Origin of the sequence: Dyadobacter crusticola DSM 16708 (assembly GCF_000701505.1) — a bacterium.
Lineage (GTDB): Bacteria > Bacteroidota > Bacteroidia > Cytophagales > Spirosomataceae > Dyadobacter > Dyadobacter crusticola.
Genome location: NZ_JNJB01000007.1, coordinates 285,533 through 305,018 on the forward strand (window position 1 = coordinate 285,533; position 19,486 = coordinate 305,018).

Here is a 19,486-nt window from a genome sequence, read left to right on the forward strand (position 1 = left end):
AATCCTCCTGCTAAGGCACAATCCAATATCAATAAATTACACGTTCTTTCTTTTGTCCAACACTTACCTATTTATATCATTTAAAAAGTACAAGAATTCTGAAACTTAATCTGCTGATATACGTTAATTTTGCAGTGTAGATGGAATATTTTAGAATCGCAGTCCAATTTTCCCACTTACCTCACTTTCGGAATTTACTTAAAAAAATTATATAAAAAGGCTATTACGAAACACCACTGGGCTTGTCCCGAATGAAAAAAGAAAGTCATGAATTATTCAATTTTTGCACCCTCAGATTCCAGAAAGTATTTGCGCCTTGCGGTAGCGGCTTTCTTCTTTGTTCAGGGGCTGAGCTTCGCCGCCTGGGCGAGCCGGATCCCGGATATTAAAAACATGCTCCATTTAACAGAAGGCGGCTTAGGAACCGTATTGCTTGCATTGCCGATCGGGTTAATGGCGAGCCTGCCGATTTCTGGCTGGATGGTAACACATTATGGAAGTCGTAAAATGGTGCTGATTGGCGCTATTTTGTACGCAACTACATTGGTTTTCATCGGTTTTGTGACACGCACAGAGCAGTTGGTGATTGCGCTTTTCGCCTTTGGATTGTGGGGTAACCTGACCAATATCGCGATCAACACGCAGGCAGTCGCTGTGGAGCAGTTATATGGAAAGTCGATCATGGCTTCATTCCACGGGTTGTGGAGCCTCGCCGGCTTTGTCAGCGCAATGATCGGTTCCCTTTTTATATCGATCAGCGTTCCTCCACATCTGCACTTTACATTTATCGCATTAGCTGCATTCCTAATCATTTTTACAGCCTACAAACACACGATGCCCGAAGGCGAAAAGAACTCGGGAGAAGCACAGCCGCTTTTCGTGAAGCCTGACCGCGACCTGCTCACATTGGGATTGATCGGCTTTTGTGCGATGGTTTGTGAAGGCGCTATGTTCGATTGGAGCGGCGTTTATTTCCAGGAAGCAGTACACGTTCCTGCATCGATGACCACATTGGGTTATGTTGCTTTTATGGGTACAATGACGGGCGGCCGTTTTGCCGGTGACTGGCTTGCCAACAAGCTCGGAAGAAAGAAAATGTTGCAGATCAGCGGCTCATTAATGGGAACCGGATTGGCAGTCGCAGTGCTTTTCCCCTACCTAATACCAGCTACATTCGGTTTTCTGATGGTTGGTTTCGGTGTATCTTCGGTTGTTCCGCTGGTATATAGCGCAGCTGGCAAGTCCACCACAATGTCTGCCGGAATGGCGCTGGCTGCGGTTTCTTCCATCAGCTTCATTGGCTTTCTGATCGGTCCTCCATTGATTGGTATCGTAGCCCAATTTGCAGACCTCCGCTGGTCTTTCGCGATCGTTGGTGTGCTGGCTTCGCTGACTGCCTATCTGGCGACGAAAGCAAAATTGATCAGCTAGTCTGCTGGTATAAAAATTTGACCTGGGGTATCGGATAACGGTATCCCTTTTTTTATGTTAAAAATGAGAACTTCTGGACTGATCCTGGTTATATTATTCGCGATCACAGGTGGCACTGTGAACGCTCAGAAAGACACAATACGCAATCTGGATATCAACCTGGAAAACTACGAATATCCTTTTCCTGTGTCTTACATCGAATTTGAATCACAGACCGAGAAGCTCAGAATGGCATACATGGTAGTGAAGCCAGCCCATGGTAATGGACGGAGCATTATGCTGCTGCACGGCAAGAATTTCAATGGTGCTTACTGGGAACAAACGGCAAAAGCGCTTTCCGACAAAGGATTTCAGGTCATTATTCCGGACCAGATTGGTTTTGGTAAATCAACAAAGCCGCTTCATTTCCAATATTCTTTTCACGAGCTGGCAGCAGGCACAAAGCGTATTCTCGACAAACTGAATATTACAAGAATTATCGTCCTTGGTCACTCCATGGGCGGAATGGTTGCAACGAGGTTTACATTGATGTATCCCGAAATTGTCGAAAAACTGATCCTTGAAAACCCGATTGGATTGGAAGATTACAAAGTGAAGGTACCCTACCAATCAGTTGACAAATGGTATATGAGCGAGTTAAAGGCTGATTTTAATTCAATCAAAAACTACCAGCTAAACAGCTATTATGATGGCAAATGGAAGGATAGCTACACGAAATGGGTAAACCTGCAAGCAGGCTGGACATTGAATAGAGACTATCCCCGCGTCGCATGGAACTCCGCTTTAACCTATGATATGATCTACTCGCAGCCGGTTTGTTATGAGTTTGGGCAAATTAAAGCGCCTACATTGCTGATCATCGGTCAGCGAGACCGCAGTGCCGTGGGCAAGAACCTGGCGCCGGAGCATGTACGCAAAACGCTGGGCAACTACCCGGAACTGGGCCGGAAAACAAAAGCCGCAATCCCCAACAGCGAGCTGGCGGAACTCGGTGACATCGGCCACCTGCCGCATGTTGAGGATTTTGAAAGGTTTATTGGACCACTCATGAAATTCATCGAAAAGCCCTGACCATTGCTGGTTGATCAGGCGAAGAACTGCTTTACATAGTTGCGACTTGTCAGGATTGCACTTTGTACATCTTTGATACTCCCTTCGTAAGCTTTGTCTTCCACTTCGATCACCACTGGTCCGCGGTAACGCACATCTGTCAATGCAGCAAAGAATGCACGCCAGTTCACATCGCCTAAGCCCGGTAATTTTGGAGAATGGTATTCCAAAGGATTCGCCAATATCCCAACACGATCTAATTTACTTTTATAAACTTTTGCATCTTTCAAATGGACATGATGTAAACGAGATTTATAATTGTAAATCGGATAAGTTTCATCCATCATTTGCCAGATCATATGCGAAGGATCGTAGTTCAAGCCGAATATAGGGCTTGGAATGATTTCGAACATCCTGTCCCACACAGCCGGACTGATCGCCAGGTTTTTTCCACCAGGCCACTCATCGTCGGTGAAGAACATGGGACAATTCTCAATCGCTAATTTGATGTTGTTCTCCTCGGCTACCTTCACGACTGCCGGCCACACATCAGCAAAGCGCGCGAGATTGTCTTTGATACTCTTGGAAGGGTCTCTCCCTATGAATGTAGTAACAACCGGAATATCCAGCTTCGCCGCCCCCCTGATCACTTCCTTGATATGTTCAAGATAGTATTCAGACTTGCTCGGGTCGGGATCCAGCGGATTAGGATAGTAGCCCAGCGCCGACACGAATACGCCGGCTTCTTTCAATGTGTGTTTGATTTCCGAGATCCGCGCCGGAGTCAGGTTAAGTACGTCGATATGGGTAACACCTGCGTACCGTCTGCTATCTGCATTATCTGCTGGCCAGCACATCATTTCGACACATGAAAAACCGTGATTGGCAGCAAACTGCACCACATGCTCAAAGCCGAAATCGGCCAGGATTGCGCTATTAAAACCTAATTGAAGCATATTAGAGATGTTTTTTGGGTAAACTTCAGTAAAAAAGCGCCGTAGTTCAACAATTCACCCGGATTCCATCCAAATTTTGAGCGCCTTCATCAATTCAGGATGCCACTGGTAATTATCTCCGCACCTGATATCCTTCAAATTTTAGTAATATTGACCCGGTGAAACCAATGAATTTTAACACGTTATACAACTATGGCAGACTCTGAACAGGGTATCGGAAAGAAAATACTCAGCTTTTTCATTAAGGAGAGTGAAGAACCAGCCAAAGCTGTTCCAGTGACTAAACCGGCGGCTGAACAGCCCCGACAGACCGTCGCCCCCACAGTCCCCAACGTGGCGGGTACTATGAACATCGACCGCAAATTTGTTGAACATTTTGTAAGTCTGTTGGAAAAAGCCAACCTGCCCGGGCCCGACTATTTTGAATACAAACAGGCCTTGCAGAACATGGAGGGACTTGGGCTCGGCGAAGAAAAGCAGTTCCAGGCAGCCTGGGCTAGTTTCAAGGCAATGGGCGGAGCAAAGGATACGTCCATTCTGCAATCCTCCGCAAACCAGTACCTGGCCATTCTGGATAAAGATCGCAGCTCATTTTTGAAAGATGTTGAAAAAGCGATCAAAGATCGGGTCGGCGCATTGCAGGATGAGCAAAAACGGCTAGAGGAGTCAAATGTCTCATTGGTCCAGCAGCTAGCTGAAATTCAGAGGAAAATAGATGAAAATAAAAACCGACTCGGACAAATTTCGGGCGAAGTAGCGGAACAAAGTGCGAAGATCAATGCGAACAAAGACAGTTTCGAGATTACATATCTCAGCTTTGTTGAACAAATTAAATCCGATTTGAATAAAATAAATCAATATCTCAAATAACCTGACTTCTCGACAAAAATGGCAACACCAGATTTTTCACAAATAGGCGGATCGCAGGACGATGTTTCCAAGCGGTCTTACTGGAGTAAACCCGAGGGAATTACCTCCCTACTTTTTATGGGTGGTCTCGGCGCGGCCGCGCTATATTACTGGAACAAGATTGCAGCCTTCCTGATAGAGGTGACGCAAAATACCTTGTACCTCGGCTTTCTGATGGCCGTACTTGCGCTGGTGATCTTCCTGTTTACAAGCAAGGACGTACGCACCGCTGTTTTTTTCCTGTTCAAAACATTGATGCGAAAAATCACCGGACTGGTTATCAAGCTGGATCCGATCGCGATCATGAAAATTTACATTGATGATCTGAAAGAAAAGCGTGAGAAAATGCAAGGGCAAATCAATACGCTTGCCGGTCAACTTGTGAAATTGAACAAAAACATCAATGAAAACAATGAGCGCATTAAGCAGAAATTCGCGGAAGCCAATAAGGCAGGTACTATGCTCGACCGCCCGGGAATGAAGGAAACTGCTTCGCTGGCGACGATTGAAGGCGCAGGCTTGCAGGAAATGAATGAAAAGCTTTTCCCACTTCAAAGGAACATGAAGACGGTCCTGGAATTTATGGAAAAGGTTAATAAAAGTGCCGACTACATTATCAAGGAAACCGAAATTAAGGTAAAGCTCAAAGAGGCAGAGTACCGGATCGTGAAGGAAAGTTCCAATGCATTGCGCACTGCAATCAGCATTTTCAAAGGCAATCCGGATAAGAAATTCTATTTCGACGAGTCAATGGAGTATATCCAGGATGATATGAGCCAGAAACTGGGCGAGATGAAGCGCGCAATGGACTTGTCGCTTGACTTTATAAACGGAGTGGACGTGCAAAACGGTCTCCTTTCTGATAAGGGACAGGCAATGCTTGAAGCTTATAATTCTGGCCAGTTCAAACTAATCCAGCTCGACAGCCCGCAGGCACCTTCCAGTCGACCAACTGAGGTACCCAAAGATTCGAGTTACCGCGGCCTTCTTGACTAATACATTTTGTTCAAATATTTAACATCGTTAATCTCTAACACAAACCCATGAAAAGACTCACAGTTGCCGGTCGCCTGATCATTACGGCGCTTATTTTAGGAGCAATATTTGTCGGATATAAGTACCTGGGCGGCCAACAGGCGCTCAACCAGATGGCGGAAGACCGGGCCCAAAGCCCGGAAAGTCAGGCTACAAATGCCAGCGAAGACGAAAGTACCCCGAGCGAAACTGCAAGCGGAGATTCAGAAGCAGTTAGCTCTGACGCATCTGCATTCAACTACACCGCACCTGCACCGGTTGATGGAAAGCTGAAAGGTGTTGTCGAGCTTGGCGCAAGCGGTTTCAATTCTTTCATTATCAAAGTAGATAACCAAAAGCGCTGGTCACTTGAAAAGTCTGAGTTCGGAAATAGTCTGGTCACTGAGAATATGGCAACCGACGAGGACATTCGCATTGGTCTTAAGAAGTACATAGGCGGTATGCTGGATTTCGGGGTGGGCAGCAAGGACATTCATTTCGTCGTAAGCTCCGGTGCTGCAAAAGCTGAGGTAACCCAGAAGATCACGCGCGTTCTGAAGTCAATCGGATATGTAGTAAACCAGGTGACTGCTGAGCAGGAAGGGCAGCTAGCGCTTAAATCGGTACTACCTGCGGAATACGCCGATAAAGCTTTCGTAGTCGATATTGGCTCAGGTAACACGAAGATTTCCTGGATGGAAGGCAGCAAGGTTTCAGCACTGGAATCTTACGGTGCAAAGTACTATCAGGATGGAGCAGATGATGCGAAGGTTTACGAAGAGGTATCTTCCAAATCAAAACAAATTCCTGCTGACAAACGCAAAACCTGCTTTATCATCGGAGGCGTACCTTTTGAAATGGCAAAAGAAGTACGCAAAGGCAAGGAGCGGTACACCACCCTGAGCGAGCCCCTCGCCTACTCCAAACTGACTAATGCAAAATCGAAAGCAGGCGTCAACATTTACAAAGCCGTAAAAGACGCAACCGGCTGCGACCAATTCGTATTCGACTGGGACGCTAATTTTACGATAGGTTTTTTGTTGGGCTTGTAGGAAGAGTTGGGGGGGAGGATGGAGGAAAGGGAGGATGGAGGAAGTTACAGATGTTAATTACATTTATAATTTACACAAGTAAATAACATCTAACATCTTCTCCAATCCTTAATCTTCTTTTCTTCTTTTCCTCCCCTTCACCCCTTTCCTCCCTTTCCTCCCTTTCCACCCCTACCGCCCCAATCCAGAATAACAAGAAAAAATGACGCTATCACAACTATTTCAATATATCTCTTCAAATCCGTGGCCGGCTGTGGCCTTTTTTGCTTTAATGCCGGTACTAGCCTGGGCCATTGGTGAGTTGGCGAATGGGAGCCGTGATGTTCGGTTCTGGAGTTATGTGTATGCGGTGCTGGTTTATGCGGTTAGTATCCCCGGCATTTTTGCATTTACGCTGAACATCTACCTTTTTCTTTTCGAGAGACAGAGTATCTGGCAAGCCAATATCATTCTCCAATTTTTTCCGATCATTTCGCTTGCATTGACGCTCATGCTGATCAAGCGGAAGATACCTTTCGCATTGATCCCCGGTTTTGGCAAAATTTCCGGATTTCTTACGCTCATTGCCGCCCTCATTGGATTGATGTGGTTCTTCGACCGATTGCACTTAGTAGCATGGACTTACATTCCATTTTCTGTGATCTTGATCGGTTTTGTGCTCACTTTGCTAGCGATTAGATTTGCATGGAGCAAACTGTTCTGAAATCCGGTACATACATTCAAATCTCCGTTAAGGCTGAACAGAAGCTTGCGGCCCGCAAGCTGGTGGAGCATTCGCTGGCGCACCATCGTGTTGCTAATATCTGGGACAAAGCCCAGGTGTTACCCGCCAGTACCCGAATGCTCCGGTTCACGGGCACGCTCGGCGAGATCGTTTTCGCAGATTCCTTTCACTTACCCCGCCCTACCCGATCTTTCGGCGCAGATGATGGCCAGGACTGGGGCCAAGATTTCTTGATCACGTCGGAATTGCAGGATTTTTCGGTGGATGTGAAATCAATGAAGCGGCGGACGGGAAGCCTTGCTGGCGAGTATGTACTTAATATTCCCGCTTCTCAGCTGAACAAGCCAAAATCGAAAACCACGCATTACTTCTGCATTTCATTTCACCAATCTGAAACAGATGGCACGATTGCCTCTCTGCTGGGATTTATCGACAAATCTGCATTGCAGAATGGTGAAGTCGGCAAGTTCTACGCAGCGGGAACCAAGCGGGTCAGGGCCGACGGTACTTCATTTACATTCAACGAGAATACTTACGAGATCCTGTTCAAAGAAATTTCGCCGGTAACACCCACCGCCTATATCAGATCACTGACGGGCTTTCGGGTTTGCGCTTTGAAATAAGTAGTTTTAGAGGTGTTCTCTCCCGAAAACGATCGATTCGGGAAACTTACCAGGATTTTTGTTTTCATAAATGGCATCACAGTCACGCACTTACCAGAAGAAAAAGCTCCTCGGGCAAGTTTACACACCGTCGCATATAGTTGAAAAGATCCTTGGATTATGCGGGTTCTATCAGGCAGATTTGGCAGCAGTCCAAATTCTGGACCCTGCTTGCGGAGACGGCCGCTTTCTGGTGCCGATCGCTTCCTATATCATTCAAAATACACCGCGTGAGCTCCTTCCTGAAAAGCTCAGCCAGATCCACGGCTGGGATATTGATCCGCTTGCCATTACTGCGTGTCTAACTAATCTGAATGCACTCGTGGAGCCGCTTGGAATTTCCGTCGCCTGGAACCTTTCGGTTTGTAATGCATTGACGCAAAAGGACATCCAGCAAAAGTTTGATTTTATTGTTGGCAACCCGCCTTATATAAGGATCCAGCACCTGGAAGAACAGCAACGGACTTTTATTAAAAACCATTACGCATTTTGCCGCTCAGGATCCACAGACGCTTATGTGGCATTTTTCGAACTTGCCACCACACTGTTGTCAGAAAATGGGGTATGCGGATTTATAACACCCAATTCTTTCTTCATTTCGGAAACAGGCAGGCCGCTTCGATCCTATTTTCAAGAGGAGCAGAACCTTATTCACGTTACCAATTTTGCCGAGATAAGTGTTTTCGAGAATGCTTCCACTTACTCTGCAATTACCGTTTTTGGAAAGAAAAAGGCTCCTGATTTTACCTTTGAGAAATGTACTTCTGCCAATCTCACTTATGAATCCAGACGCATTGCATTCACCGACCTGAGTGATCCCTGGCAGCTGTCGGTATCCTCCGTGTCCGTTCAGGAAGGCAGCAAGTTAGGCGATATTTGCAAGATCTCAGTTGGACTTACAACCCTCGCAGACGCATATTATCTCTTCTCGATTATCGAAGAAAACGACGATATCGTATATGCCAAGAACAAAAACGGCGATTTCGTATATCTTGAAAAGGAGCTGTTAAAGCCGATTATCAAAGGGTCAAAACTAAAATCCGCAACAGATCCAGTCACTGAGTACATTCTTTTCCCATATCAGAAAAATGAATCTGGCAAACAGCAGATTATCAATGAAGAAACCCTTAAAACGCAGTTTCCGAAAACTTTTTCGTATTTGCTTAAAGTAAAACCCGCGCTCGATCGTCGTGATAATGGGAAGCCTAATCCAGTTGCGTGGTATGCATTCGGCCGGTCTCAGGGCTTAGACAGTTCATTTGGCAAAAAGATCATTTTTTCACCCATGAACAAGAAGCCCAATTTTGTGCTGTACGAGAACCCGGATGTGACTGTGTATTCCGGCTATTTTATTAAGTACGAAGGTGACCATGAGCCATTATTAGCGCAGCTGAATTCGCAGCGAATGGCCGACTTTATTGCTGTGGCTGGCAGAGATTTTCAGGGAGGCTACAAAGGTTACAACAAAAAAGCAATTGAGAATTTTATAGTTACCAGTCTGGTACCAGCTTGATTTTCAGTAGAACAAACGTAAAACATCACACTTAAAACCTATAAATAAACGAACGTTCATTTATATTTGCCGCATGATAATATTGATAAGAATTTGAGAACAAGAGACGTCAACAAAGAGGCATTGATTCGACAGAAAGCGGTCGAAATGATCGTAAATCATGGGTTTGACGGTTTGAGCATGCACAAACTTGCTAGGGCGGCAGGCGTTTCCGTGGCGACGATCTACATTTATTTCCACGACCGGGAAGATCTGATCCAGCAGCTTTACACCGACGAGACCAACAAGATGTTTGATGCGACATTAAAGAATTTCGACCCGGAATCGCATTTCGATGAAGGATTGCGGATACAGTGGCTCAACCGGATGCATTACTGCCTGGAAAACCCTTTCAGCCACACGTTTATAGAACAGCTGCGCCACTCTCCGCTGGTGAGCCGCTCCAATGTAGATGCGCGGTTTACCGAAGCAATGGGCAGGTTTGTACATAAAGCGATTGAGCGCCACGAAATAGTGCCGCTTCCTGTTGAGATTTACTGGTCAGTTGCATTTGCGCCATTGTATCAGCTCGTCAAGTTTCATATTGCAAAGTCCAGTATGCCCGGCCGGCCGCCTTTTATTTTTGATGAAGAAAAAGTAAATCAGACACTCGGTTTGGTACTGAAAGCTTTGAAGCCGCAACCTTGAAATGCATTCAGTATCGTACCGAACAACTACTTAGCTATGAGCGAACACGTTTACCACGAAGAATACGTCCTCGTTTTCAGGACGAATGTCAAAAATAAGCGCCACGTTAAGTCTATATCGCCGCTGCTGGACGGACATACCAGTATCATCAGGTGGAATATAGACCTCAGCGATATCGACTACGTGCTCCGAATTGAAGCCACGCAGCCGGAATGCGCGCCAGTTATCGCGCTTTTGCAACAAGCTGGCTACGCGTGCGAAGAATTAACAGACTAATCGACTTCCTACATGACGGAACAAAAAAAGCCGACTTTCACCGGCTATGAGAAATTTATTATTGCATTGCTGGCCTTCCTGCAGTTTACGGTCGTGCTGGATTTCATGGTCCTCTCCCCACTCGGGTACATTCTTTTGGAAAAACTTTCGATTACAACCAGCCAGTTTGGGCTGGTTGTTTCGGCCTATGCATTCAGCGCGGGAGCAGCGGGCCTCATTACCGCGGGCTTTGCCGATAAGTTTGACCGGAAGAAGCTGCTCCTTTTCTTTTACACGGGATTTGTAATCGGCACTTTCCTTTGCGGAATCGCGCCTACTTACCACTTTCTGTTGGCCGCCAGAATTTTCACCGGACTTTTTGGCGGTGTGATCGGCTCCATCGGCTTTGCGATTATTACGGACCTTTTCCCGATCCAGGTTCGCGGCCGTGTCATGGGGTTTGTTCAAATGGCGTTTGCAAGCAGCCAGGTTTTGGGGATACCAATCGGATTGTATCTCGCAAAAGAGTACAGCTGGCACGCGCCGTTTCTGATGATCGTCGGTTTAAGCATTATTGTTGGGGTGCTGGTTGTGTTTTTTATGAAGCCGATCAATGCACATTTGAAACTCCAAACCAAGACGAACGCGTTTCAGCATTTGGGTAAAACTCTGGCAAGACGGTCATACCTCCAAGCCTTCGCCGCCACTACCCTGCTCGCGACCGGCGGTTTTATGCTGATGCCCTTTGGTACTGCTTATGGTGTCAACAATCTCGGCATTCAGGAGTCGCAGCTTCCTACATTATATATGGTAACCGGCTTGTGCATGCTTGCATTCAGTCCGCTGATCGGGAAGCTGAGCGACAAGATTGGCAAGTACAAAGTGTTCCTCTGGGGCTCCTCCATTGCATGCATTATGACACTTATTTATTGCAATCTGAGCGTGACGCCACTTTGGATTATTATCATATTGAACATTCTGCTTTTCGTCGGTATTACCGGCCGGATGATCTCTGCTTCGGCTTTGATGAGTGCTGTTCCTGAGCCGCAGGATCGGGGTGCATTCATGGGGATCAACTCGTCGGTCCAGCAGATTTCAGGTGGGATTGCTTCTCTAATTGCCGGCTTCATCGTGTACGAAACAAGTACCGGCTTCCTTGAAAACTATCCATTACTCGGGAACGTCGTTGTGTTTGCGATTGTGGTAACTGCGTTTTTAATGTATCGTATTCACAAGTACGTTACCCATAAAACTCAGTCGGCGCCAGCTTCCGGGGCAGCTATTTAGGAGTTTGTAATCAGCCACCAGCTTGGCAACATTGCTCTTTCATATTTTCGAAGGAACAATCACCGGGCTGGTGGTTTTTTTATGTTTGAATCAACGTAAACTAATATCCCTTATACCAGCACCTTATAGAATAAAGTCAAAAATTCTTGAAATAAATTCTTTTTATACTTTTTGATCTTTTAAAAAGATTTATACATTTACAAAGACAAAAACTTTTGAGGCTTTTTATTCATTCAGATTAGTAGTAAAATTATTTTACGTTTATTTACGTATCCGACGTGAAATAAACGACAAACATTTTATACTAATAATACTTTTAAATGAAAATCATCAGTATTGTCAACAACAAGGGTGGTGTGGGAAAAACTACGTCTGCTCAGAGCATTGCTGCCGGTCTCAGCAAATTTGCGAATGCAAGGGTGCTGGTTATTGACCTGGATGCACAAGCCAGTCTTACGAAAAGCTTCGGCATTCAGCACGCCGGCTTGAAAAAAGACAGTGGTTCGTTCATCACCGGTGAATATGAATTTGACGAGATTGTTAAGCGTGTTGGCGACATCGATGTATTGCCCGGATCGGCAGAAATGATCCATCGTGAAGACACGATCAGGTCGGCCCCTGTTTTTCCATTCAACCTGAAAATTGCTTTGGAAAAAGTAAAAGAGTTGTACGATTTCGTGATCATCGACTGCCCTCCTGCCCTGTATGGTAACACGAGACTGGCGCTGGTTTCATGCCACCAGTATTATGTTCCGCTGCAGGCTGAGTTCTTGAGTTATGAGGGTTTGAGAAACTTCCTGGTTTACTCTGCCGAGATCAAAAAAATAAGTCCGAGTACAAACCTCGGCGGCGTTTTCGCCACTAGGTATAACCCGAAAATCCGCAAGAAGATCAGCCACGAACTGATCAATGCGACAAGGGAGCAACTTGGTGAAGTATTTATGGATTCGTACATTCGCGATAACATAGCCTTGTCTGAGGCCCAGGCAAACGGCACAACGATATTCGATTACGCGCCCGATAGCAATGGCGCAGAAGATTATTACAAGCTAACTAAAGAAATACTCGAACGAATTAATAACTGACACTTATGGCAAAAGAGAGGAAATTTGATTTTGCGCCACTTCCGCTGGTAGCTGATGTCCAGGAAGAGCCAAACAAACCCACCGAGGTGATTGAGGGAGCGCCAACCAAAGTAACATTCGATTGTGACTACATTCTAATGGAAAACATGAAGGATTATGGATACTGGGAGGGGCTTACACAGAAAGACATCATCCTTGAATCTTTAAAGCTGTATTTTCAGGATAAAGAGATCCGTCCGCGCCCGGACAAAATCCGAAACCGCACCAAGGTCGGACGAAAGCCTAAATCACTTACAGATTAACATACACAAAAAAGTCTCCGTGAGGAGACTTTTTTGTTTTCACTGCACGGCAATCTTTCCCGAAAACTCCCGGTCTCCATTCGTGACCTTGTACAGATACAAACCTGCCTGAACCGGCAGCTTCAATTCTGTTTCGCGCGTGAAACTCTTGCTTCGGATAATCTTTCCCGAAAGATCAAGTAGCGTCAAGGTTGATTTGCCCCCGACATTCGTAGTAACCTTAATGAAGTCACTTGCCGGGTTCGGTGATATGCGCACCCACTCTTCTGTCACATTACCTGCTGACAACAGCCGCTCTACACTTACTTCCGTTTCTGCTCCGGCTGAGCAACCATACATATCAGTTCCCTGAACTGTGTACTTTCCTGAATGTTCCTGAATTGCAAATGGAATGGTGATCTCTGCTCCTGTTGCGGTAAAATTACGCGGGCCTTTCCAAACGTAACTGCTCGCCCCTGTTGCATTGAGGACGATGGTCCCACCTTCCAGATACGGTCCTGTATTTGTAACCTCAATCACTGGAAGTGGCAAAACGGTAATCGTCGCAGTCGCCTTCTGATCAGTGTCGACGCAGGATGCGGTGTAAGTCGCTGTTTTTTCAGGCTGGATCCGGATCGCATTGCCAGTCTCGTCCGTCGACCAGCTTACTTCACCCGGGCAGCCGGATGCAGTAAGCGTAACAAACTCTCCCACGCACAGGCTATCGTCACTGGCTTTGATCTTTAATATAGCCGGTGAGTTGGATTTGATGTTCCATTCAATGGTTCTTACGCGTTGCTGTGCCAGTTCTTCCGACCTGCTCATGTAGGTCGAATCGAAAACGGTGGCAGTCAATTTCCCAAAAGCCGGCAAATCGGAAGGTGCAAGTGTGATTTCATCTACGCCGCCGGCAACTGTTTCTCCGTCGAGCTTCCATTCAACCTGCAAGGAATTGGGCGCCGGCTTCAACAACCCCAGCCGGAATTTAGTTGGCGCAGTAACAAGGTACTCCGATGCATTGCTCGGCTCTATCTTTTCAACTGGGTTCACCAGCGACAGGATCGTTTCGGTTGTAGCCTCGCGGCACACGACACAGAACTGCTGGTTCAGGTATTCCATTAAACAGGTTGCATTCGCAGGCTTGTGCCAGGTTGCAGCGGGGCCGTCTTCTCCGTGCTTGTAAATGCCGATCCCAGGTATGTCAAGCCATTTCTTCCATTTCACGCGGGAACGATCGGTTACTGCGGTCATATTTGCCGCTTCTCTTCCGTACTGCGGGCCGGCCCAGTATTCATCGTTTAATGCTGCAAACGTGTGCCCGATCTCGTGCGCGCCGATCGCATTGGCACTCTCATCCAATGTATGTACCGCAATGGACCCGCCCGAGCCTCCGTAAAACTCGGTATTTACCAGCATAACAGTCAGGTCGTAAGTAGGAAAATTGGCGGCGAGTATATTAAATACGACTCCATAATTGACAGTTACCAGCCTGTGTATGGAAGATCCGAATGTTCCTCCGTAAAAGGTTTTTTTCTGTGTAACCGGCTGATCCGGGTAAGCGTCGGGCGCGGTCCCCGGGTTGGTCACGCCGCTTTCTTCTGAGGGAGTTGGAATGGAGAAAAAATTGAAATAATTCCTGTACTTACTATAAGGTGCATAATCGAGAAAGAATTCGGCAAATTTCCGCGCCTCCTCGTTGAACTTTGGAAGTTCCTCTTTCGTAAAGCCGTCCCCAAGAATGACGACGTTGATGCGATTATCAACCGGACCGGATTTGTACAGCGTATCTACAGGGAAAGTTTGCCCGAAGACCTGCGATAGCAGCAGGGTATAAAATAGCGTGGTAAAAGTTCTCTTCATCGTTTCAGATTAAGGGTATAAATCTTAGTGGGTTCCTGGCCTGGTTTCAGGCTATAAAAATCAAGTTTCTCAATGTTAGGATCGGCCTGCATACGCATGGTGAAGGTACCTTCGGTGGCAAACTGCTCTTTTCGGGTGATCGTTCCGGAAGGATCAGGTACCTCAACTTCCCGGAACAGCGGATGCTCAAAAACCATCGGCACTTCCAATGCGCTTGTCCTGTACCTGGGAACAACCTGTATCTGATAAGGATATTCCACCGACCGACGCAGGTTCTTCAATTTCCCCGTTCCTGAAACCGAGCTCACCAGACTGATCTGTTCCGGGCTCCCCTGTTCCGGTTGACTTACACGGAATTCCAGAAAAAGGATCTGATCTCCCGCCGCGGGATTGAACATTCTGACATCATTTAGATCCAAAACTCCCATTTGTTTGCTGCACCCGGAAAAAAGCTGCCCTATTATTAATATGTATATAAAAATGAATCGATTATGCATGCACACCGGTTTTGGGTCTGGCCTTGGTAAATTTACATCTTTCCCCAGCAAATTCACAGGAGAACAAATGGCGTTTATCAAACGTAAGACTCCGCTGTTGATCTAACGGTTGTATAGGCCTGCAACATCATTGCAATGACCTGATTTTCAGCACCTGAAACCCTGTTGCACGCCTTTGAAACGTATCTTTGAAAATCATAAATCGAGTGACCAATGGAATTGCAGAATAAAAATAAAGTACAAGCTCACGCAGAAGATTGCTGCTCAGGCACTAACGTACATCAACACAAAAAAGCCCACGAACACAACCACGATCACGACGGACACGATCACGGACATAGCGGCAATGCCGGATCGCTGCAAAGTCGCTGGATGCTATGGCTCAGTCTGGCGATACTGCTCGGGACGCTGACTGCCACATTCATTTTCAAGCTTGAAGTTAGTCGGCCCGTTGAAATCGCATTGATGCTTACTGCCTATCTGCTGGCGGGTAACAAAACCATACTTACAGCCGGCAGAAGAATCACGCGAGGTGATTTTTTCAATGAATTTACATTGATGACCATCGCTACGCTCGGCGCTTTTTACATTGGCGAGTTCAGCGAGGGTGTGGCGGTAATGATCTTTTACGAGATTGGAGAGCTCTTTCAGGATATCGCTGTAAGCAGGTCCAAAAATTCGATCAAAGCGCTGCTCGACATCAGGCCGGACTCAGTTACGGTCATCAGAAATCTGGAAAATATCAGGATTGCCCCAGGCCAGGTGCGCGTTGGCGAGTCGATACTGGTGAAGCCAGGAGAAAAAATCGCATTGGATGGCCGGCTTATCACCAAGTCTGGAATCTTTAACACGGCAGCATTGACCGGAGAACCGAGACCGGATGTAATCGCAGCAGGAAAGCCGGTGCTTGCCGGGATGATCAATACCGAAAAGGCTGTTGAAATAGAAGTTACTGCGCTTTTCAAGGATTCAAAACTCTCTCGGATACTGGAAATGGTGCAGGATGCGACGGCCAGAAAAGCACCAACCCAGTTGTTGATCAGCAAATTAGCCAGGATTTATACGCCGATCGTTTTTCTGCTCGCAGTACTGATCATCTTTCTGCCTTATCTTTTTACCCCTGATTATAACTTCGATCAATGGCTGTACCGGGGAATGGTGTTTCTCGTAATCGCCTGTCCTTGTGCATTGACGGTCTCCATTCCGCTGGGTTACTTTGGCGGAATTGGTCTTGCCTCACGAAATGGGATTCTGGTGAAAGGAGCCAATTTTCTGGACGTTATGACCAGGATCGACACGGTGGTTTCGGACAAAACGGGTACCCTCACGAAAGGCGTATTTGAAGTCCAGCAGGTGCAAACAACAATGGACAAGGCCGAATTTGTTCGACTCGCCGCCTCGCTCGAAAGTTACTCCACGCACCCGGTCGCGAAAGCAGTAGTTGCATTTGCAGCCGAACAGCGGCTGGACAAACCGGAACAAGTAGAAGAACTTTCGGGACTTGGATTAAAGGGCATTATTAATCAAAAGCAGCTTCTGGCCGGCAATCTGAAATTGCTAGAAAAGTTCTCAGTAGACTATCCTTCGTCTCTTACGGATATCCCAGAGACCATCGTGGCTGTCGCAATCAATGGTACCTACGCCGGACATTTCATAATTGCTGACGAGATTAAAGAAGATGCCGCCACGACAGTGAGCGAGCTTGCTAAAATGGGCATTGAAACCATTATGCTGTCGGGTGACAAACAGGCGGTGGTTACCAGCACAGCCAGCCGGTTGAACATCCGCACGAGCTACGGCGGACTACTTCCCGAGGATAAAGTGCGGGTAGTTGAACAGCTGAAAGCAGAGGGCCGGCGCATCGGATTTGTCGGCGACGGTGTTAATGATGCTCCCGTGATTGCATTGGCGGATGCGGGTATCGCAATGGGCGCGCTGGGTTCTGATGCTGCGATCGAAACCGCAGACATTGTGATCCAAAATGATCAGCCTTCCCGGATCGTATCCGCGATCAGAGCTGGGAAAGTGACGCGCAACATTGTGTACCAGAATATTTCACTGGCAATGGGCGTCAAGCTCGCCGTGATGATCATGGGCGCAGGCGGGATCGCCACGCTTTGGGAAGCTGTGTTCGCCGACGTGGGCGTGGCACTGCTCGCAATCCTCAATGCATTCCGGATCCAGGGCAAGAAAATTTAATTCAGCTGCCGGAGCACTGATCGCTCCGGCAGCTGCAAAACGCCTGTAAAGCAGAATCAGACGATCGGAACAGGCCGGATACCAGCAGCTTTTTCAAGCGCTATTGTAACACGCTCAATGCGGTCCACATTGCCCCGACTGCTGTCGGATACCGCCTGTGCGACAGACGTCAGATAGTCGCCGCCCAGCTTCGTGTTGAAGAACGGATCACGCGCCGCCAGCACGCCACGCCAGTTCTTTCCTACAATGTTCCTGGATCTTACAAACCTAATCAGAAGACGTTCTTTGATGGACAATCCACCATACTCGGAAACTCGTGTTTGCAGTTCGCTCATTTGATGTGAAGTTGTGTGTGTTAATTTTGTAATTTTCGCATTACGGAAAACGGAATATACAAATGTATATATTTCTTATTACAAAGTCAAGCATTCATATACTTTAAGTTGAAAAAATGTCAATAATTGGGCAAAGAATTAAAAAATACCGGAAATTGATGGGATGGAGCCAGGATGAGCTGGCAGAGAAAATCGACAGGCGCGATAAGCAAACTATCTCACACTGGGAAACCGGCAAGAGCGACCCTTCTCTGAAAGAGGTGATCAAACTGGCAGAAGTCCTGAAAGCCACAGTAGCCCAGCTTGTCGGCGAAGCGCCTATGTTTGAAGAGCCGAGGGAAAATTATGTGATGCTCAAAAAAGACGATCTGATCGAGTTGCAGCGGAAAGCGCTTGAACTGGAAGACGAGCGGATCAAACAACTTAAAGATCAGATTAAAGCATTGAAACCCTCGGACGCGGAAGACTCCACGTCAGCTGAACCTGACAGCTCTTTGGAATAATGCCTTGAAACCCAGCGCGCAGGTAGCACTTACCAATATAAGCGCGAGCCAAAGAACCTGGTAGCCCCATTTTGCAGCGACAAGGCCGCCGAGCGCGGGACCTATAATTTGCGCAACGGCCTGTGCAACAGAGTAAGCGGCGGAATATTTTCCCCTGCTCATTTCGCTTGCGCGGTTCATTACAAAAGTGCTGATATAAGGAATAGCAAGCATTTCCCCGATTGTAAAAAGAAGCACCGCTGTTCCTGCTAAGATCACCGGCAGCACAAAAGGCACAACCAGCGCAAGGAAAGACAATGCGCTGAAAACCACGCCGGCTACGATATAAGCAGAGTCGGACCAACGGTCTCTCAGCTTTTGAATCAGGATCATTTCGAACAATGCGATAATTAAACCATTCATTCCCAGCAACATTCCGATCGTAGACTCTCCGATATGCATTTGCTCCTTCCAATAAACCGGCACAAGTCTGAACAAGAGGGAGAAACAAACCATATATAGGGTGACCATGATCAGAAAACGCAGGAAAAAACCGTCGGTCCAGGGAGATTTCCCGAATACTGCACCAGCATCATTTGTCACCAACTCCCGGTTGATCTTTGCTTTTGGCAGTAATATAATAATCAACACACCGGCAAGCATATATACGATACCGTCAACCCAGAACAAAAGATGGTAGTTGATGGCAGCTAGAATGCCGCCCATTGAAGTCCCGAAACCAAAGCCAATGTTGGTTGCCAGGCGGTTCAATGCATACGACCGGGTGAGATTGGCTGTGGTCGAGTAAGCTGCAATCGCCGTGCTATTAGCTGGTTTGAAGGCTTCTACAAAAAAAGCAAGCACTATCACCAGGACACAAATCCAGAAAAAACTTGTGACCAGACTGAATACCACGAAGAAAATTCCGCTGAAGATAAGACTGAAAATCTGTACCGGTCGGAAACCCCATTTATCTGTGAGATAGCCACCAGCCATCGCGCCCAAGACCGAACCCACTCCGAATAGCGTGATGACGAGCCCGGCTTCTGCGATGCTCCGGTGCAGGCTCTGCGTGATGTACATGCTCATAAACGGAACAGCCATATAGCCGCAGCGATTGACGAGTATGACGATACTTAGCAGCCAGGTTTCCCGGCTGAGCCCGCTGAATGCGGTTCGGTAACTTGCGGTAATTTGACGGTACATA

20 protein-coding genes are annotated in these 19,486 nt (G+C 46.9%); 15 read left to right on the forward strand and 5 right to left on the reverse strand.

The window, feature by feature from the left end:
- Positions 1–267: 267 nt before the first annotated feature.
- Positions 268–1,431, forward strand: coding sequence for an MFS transporter (locus tag Q369_RS0111690; protein ID WP_031527991.1), 1,164 nt, complete (start codon positions 268–270; stop codon positions 1,429–1,431).
- A 63-nt stretch (positions 1,432–1,494) separates the two neighbouring features.
- Entirely contained in the window at positions 1,495–2,502 is a 1,008-nt protein-coding gene (locus Q369_RS0111695; protein WP_031527992.1) for an alpha/beta fold hydrolase, read from the forward strand.
- Positions 2,503–2,516: 14 nt separating this feature from the next.
- Here Q369_RS0111695 and Q369_RS0111700 read toward each other — a convergent pair whose 3' ends face one another.
- Positions 2,517–3,437 (reverse strand): sugar phosphate isomerase/epimerase family protein, encoded by a 921-nt coding sequence (locus tag Q369_RS0111700; protein WP_031527993.1) that lies wholly within the window; start codon positions 3,435–3,437, stop codon positions 2,517–2,519.
- 192 nt (positions 3,438–3,629) lie between these two features.
- Here Q369_RS0111700 and Q369_RS0111705 point away from each other — a divergent pair, with 192 nt between their 5' ends.
- From Q369_RS0111705 to Q369_RS0111755, 11 genes are all read left to right on the forward strand, one after another.
- A complete protein-coding gene (locus Q369_RS0111705; protein ID WP_031527994.1) occupies positions 3,630–4,307 on the forward strand; it encodes a hypothetical protein in 678 nt (225 codons plus the stop codon).
- Between the two features lie 18 nt (positions 4,308–4,325).
- Positions 4,326–5,342, forward strand: a complete 1,017-nt coding sequence (locus Q369_RS0111710) for a hypothetical protein (protein ID WP_031527995.1) — start codon at positions 4,326–4,328, stop codon at positions 5,340–5,342.
- Positions 5,343–5,389: 47 nt separating this feature from the next.
- On the forward strand, positions 5,390–6,412 hold the full coding sequence (locus Q369_RS0111715; protein ID WP_031527996.1) for an acetate and sugar kinases/Hsc70/actin family protein: 1,023 nt from the start codon (positions 5,390–5,392) through the stop codon (positions 6,410–6,412).
- Positions 6,413–6,614: 202 nt separating this feature from the next.
- Positions 6,615–7,115 carry a hypothetical protein gene (locus Q369_RS0111720; RefSeq protein WP_031527997.1) on the forward strand — a complete coding sequence of 167 codons (501 nt, stop codon included), beginning with the start codon at positions 6,615–6,617 and terminating at the stop codon, positions 7,113–7,115.
- Positions 7,097–7,759 carry a hypothetical protein gene (locus tag Q369_RS0111725; protein WP_031527998.1) on the forward strand — a complete coding sequence of 221 codons (663 nt, stop codon included), beginning with the start codon at positions 7,097–7,099 and terminating at the stop codon, positions 7,757–7,759. The genes Q369_RS0111720 and Q369_RS0111725 overlap by 19 nt, the downstream gene beginning before the upstream one ends.
- Positions 7,760–7,829: 70 nt before the next feature.
- Positions 7,830–9,311: an HsdM family class I SAM-dependent methyltransferase gene (locus Q369_RS0111730; protein WP_031527999.1), complete on the forward strand. Its 1,482-nt coding sequence runs from the start codon at positions 7,830–7,832 to the stop codon at positions 9,309–9,311.
- A 93-nt stretch (positions 9,312–9,404) separates the two neighbouring features.
- Positions 9,405–9,998: a TetR/AcrR family transcriptional regulator gene (locus tag Q369_RS0111735; protein WP_031528000.1), complete on the forward strand. Its 594-nt coding sequence runs from the start codon at positions 9,405–9,407 to the stop codon at positions 9,996–9,998.
- Between the two features lie 36 nt (positions 9,999–10,034).
- Positions 10,035–10,274 (forward strand): hypothetical protein, encoded by a 240-nt coding sequence (locus tag Q369_RS0111740; RefSeq protein WP_031528001.1) that lies wholly within the window; start codon positions 10,035–10,037, stop codon positions 10,272–10,274.
- A 12-nt stretch (positions 10,275–10,286) separates the two neighbouring features.
- Positions 10,287–11,540, forward strand: a complete 1,254-nt coding sequence (locus tag Q369_RS0111745; protein ID WP_035333339.1) for an MFS transporter — start codon at positions 10,287–10,289, stop codon at positions 11,538–11,540.
- Between the two features lie 320 nt (positions 11,541–11,860).
- The gene (locus tag Q369_RS0111750) at positions 11,861–12,625 is read left to right on the forward strand and encodes a ParA family protein (RefSeq protein WP_031528003.1); all 765 of its coding nucleotides are present in this window, start codon (positions 11,861–11,863) and stop codon (positions 12,623–12,625) included.
- A gap of 5 nt (positions 12,626–12,630) precedes the next feature.
- Complete coding sequence (locus Q369_RS0111755; protein ID WP_031528004.1) at positions 12,631–12,927, forward strand: hypothetical protein; 297 nt, start codon at positions 12,631–12,633, stop codon at positions 12,925–12,927.
- A 39-nt stretch (positions 12,928–12,966) separates the two neighbouring features.
- Here Q369_RS0111755 and Q369_RS0111760 read toward each other — a convergent pair whose 3' ends face one another.
- Complete coding sequence (locus Q369_RS0111760; RefSeq protein ID WP_031528005.1) at positions 12,967–14,766, reverse strand: M64 family metallopeptidase; 1,800 nt, start codon at positions 14,764–14,766, stop codon at positions 12,967–12,969.
- Entirely contained in the window at positions 14,763–15,164 is a 402-nt protein-coding gene (locus Q369_RS0111765; protein ID WP_157488156.1) for a hypothetical protein, read from the reverse strand. The genes Q369_RS0111760 and Q369_RS0111765 overlap by 4 nt, the downstream gene beginning before the upstream one ends.
- 312 nt (positions 15,165–15,476) lie before the next feature.
- Between Q369_RS0111765 and Q369_RS0111770 the strand changes: the two genes are divergently transcribed.
- The gene (locus tag Q369_RS0111770) at positions 15,477–17,462 is read left to right on the forward strand and encodes a heavy metal translocating P-type ATPase (protein ID WP_051664033.1); all 1,986 of its coding nucleotides are present in this window, start codon (positions 15,477–15,479) and stop codon (positions 17,460–17,462) included.
- Positions 17,463–17,518: 56 nt separating this feature from the next.
- Here Q369_RS0111770 and Q369_RS0111775 read toward each other — a convergent pair whose 3' ends face one another.
- A complete protein-coding gene (locus tag Q369_RS0111775) occupies positions 17,519–17,797 on the reverse strand; it encodes a hypothetical protein (protein WP_031528008.1) in 279 nt (92 codons plus the stop codon).
- 116 nt (positions 17,798–17,913) lie between these two features.
- Between Q369_RS0111775 and Q369_RS0111780 the strand changes: the two genes are divergently transcribed.
- Entirely contained in the window at positions 17,914–18,300 is a 387-nt protein-coding gene (locus tag Q369_RS0111780; RefSeq protein ID WP_031528009.1) for a helix-turn-helix transcriptional regulator, read from the forward strand.
- Here the strand turns inward: Q369_RS0111780 and Q369_RS0111785 are convergent.
- A complete protein-coding gene (locus Q369_RS0111785; protein WP_031528010.1) occupies positions 18,271–19,485 on the reverse strand; it encodes an MFS transporter in 1,215 nt (404 codons plus the stop codon). The two genes, Q369_RS0111780 and Q369_RS0111785, sit on opposite strands and share 30 nt — an antisense overlap.
- Between the last annotated feature and the right edge of the window lies 1 nt (position 19,486).

Bases quoted from the DNA above. Each gene is read 5' to 3' on its own strand.
- Q369_RS0111720 (WP_031527997.1), top strand. From the start codon at position 6,615: ATGACGCTATCACAACTATTTCAATATATCTCTTCAAATCCGTGGCCG.
- Q369_RS0111750 (WP_031528003.1), top strand. From the start codon at position 11,861: ATGAAAATCATCAGTATTGTCAACAACAAGGGTGGTGTGGGAAAAACT.
- Q369_RS0111745 (WP_035333339.1), top strand. From the start codon at position 10,287: ATGACGGAACAAAAAAAGCCGACTTTCACCGGCTATGAGAAATTTATT.
- Q369_RS0111780 (WP_031528009.1), top strand. From the start codon at position 17,914: ATGTCAATAATTGGGCAAAGAATTAAAAAATACCGGAAATTGATGGGA.
- Q369_RS0111760 (WP_031528005.1), bottom strand. From the start codon at position 14,766: ATGAAGAGAACTTTTACCACGCTATTTTATACCCTGCTGCTATCGCAG.
- Q369_RS0111785 (WP_031528010.1), bottom strand. From the start codon at position 19,485: ATGTACCGTCAAATTACCGCAAGTTACCGAACCGCATTCAGCGGGCTC.
- Q369_RS0111770 (WP_051664033.1), top strand. From the start codon at position 15,477: ATGGAATTGCAGAATAAAAATAAAGTACAAGCTCACGCAGAAGATTGC.
- Q369_RS0111715 (WP_031527996.1), top strand. From the start codon at position 5,390: ATGAAAAGACTCACAGTTGCCGGTCGCCTGATCATTACGGCGCTTATT.
- Q369_RS0111730 (WP_031527999.1), top strand. From the start codon at position 7,830: ATGGCATCACAGTCACGCACTTACCAGAAGAAAAAGCTCCTCGGGCAA.
- Q369_RS0111710 (WP_031527995.1), top strand. From the start codon at position 4,326: ATGGCAACACCAGATTTTTCACAAATAGGCGGATCGCAGGACGATGTT.
- Q369_RS0111695 (WP_031527992.1), top strand. From the start codon at position 1,495: ATGAGAACTTCTGGACTGATCCTGGTTATATTATTCGCGATCACAGGT.
- Q369_RS0111705 (WP_031527994.1), top strand. From the start codon at position 3,630: ATGGCAGACTCTGAACAGGGTATCGGAAAGAAAATACTCAGCTTTTTC.
- Q369_RS0111765 (WP_157488156.1), bottom strand. From the start codon at position 15,164: ATGTTCAATCCCGCGGCGGGAGATCAGATCCTTTTTCTGGAATTCCGT.
- Q369_RS0111740 (WP_031528001.1), top strand. From the start codon at position 10,035: ATGAGCGAACACGTTTACCACGAAGAATACGTCCTCGTTTTCAGGACG.
- Q369_RS0111690 (WP_031527991.1), top strand. From the start codon at position 268: ATGAATTATTCAATTTTTGCACCCTCAGATTCCAGAAAGTATTTGCGC.
- Q369_RS0111725 (WP_031527998.1), top strand. From the start codon at position 7,097: ATGGAGCAAACTGTTCTGAAATCCGGTACATACATTCAAATCTCCGTT.
- Q369_RS0111775 (WP_031528008.1), bottom strand. From the start codon at position 17,797: ATGAGCGAACTGCAAACACGAGTTTCCGAGTATGGTGGATTGTCCATC.
- Q369_RS0111700 (WP_031527993.1), bottom strand. From the start codon at position 3,437: ATGCTTCAATTAGGTTTTAATAGCGCAATCCTGGCCGATTTCGGCTTT.
- Q369_RS0111755 (WP_031528004.1), top strand. From the start codon at position 12,631: ATGGCAAAAGAGAGGAAATTTGATTTTGCGCCACTTCCGCTGGTAGCT.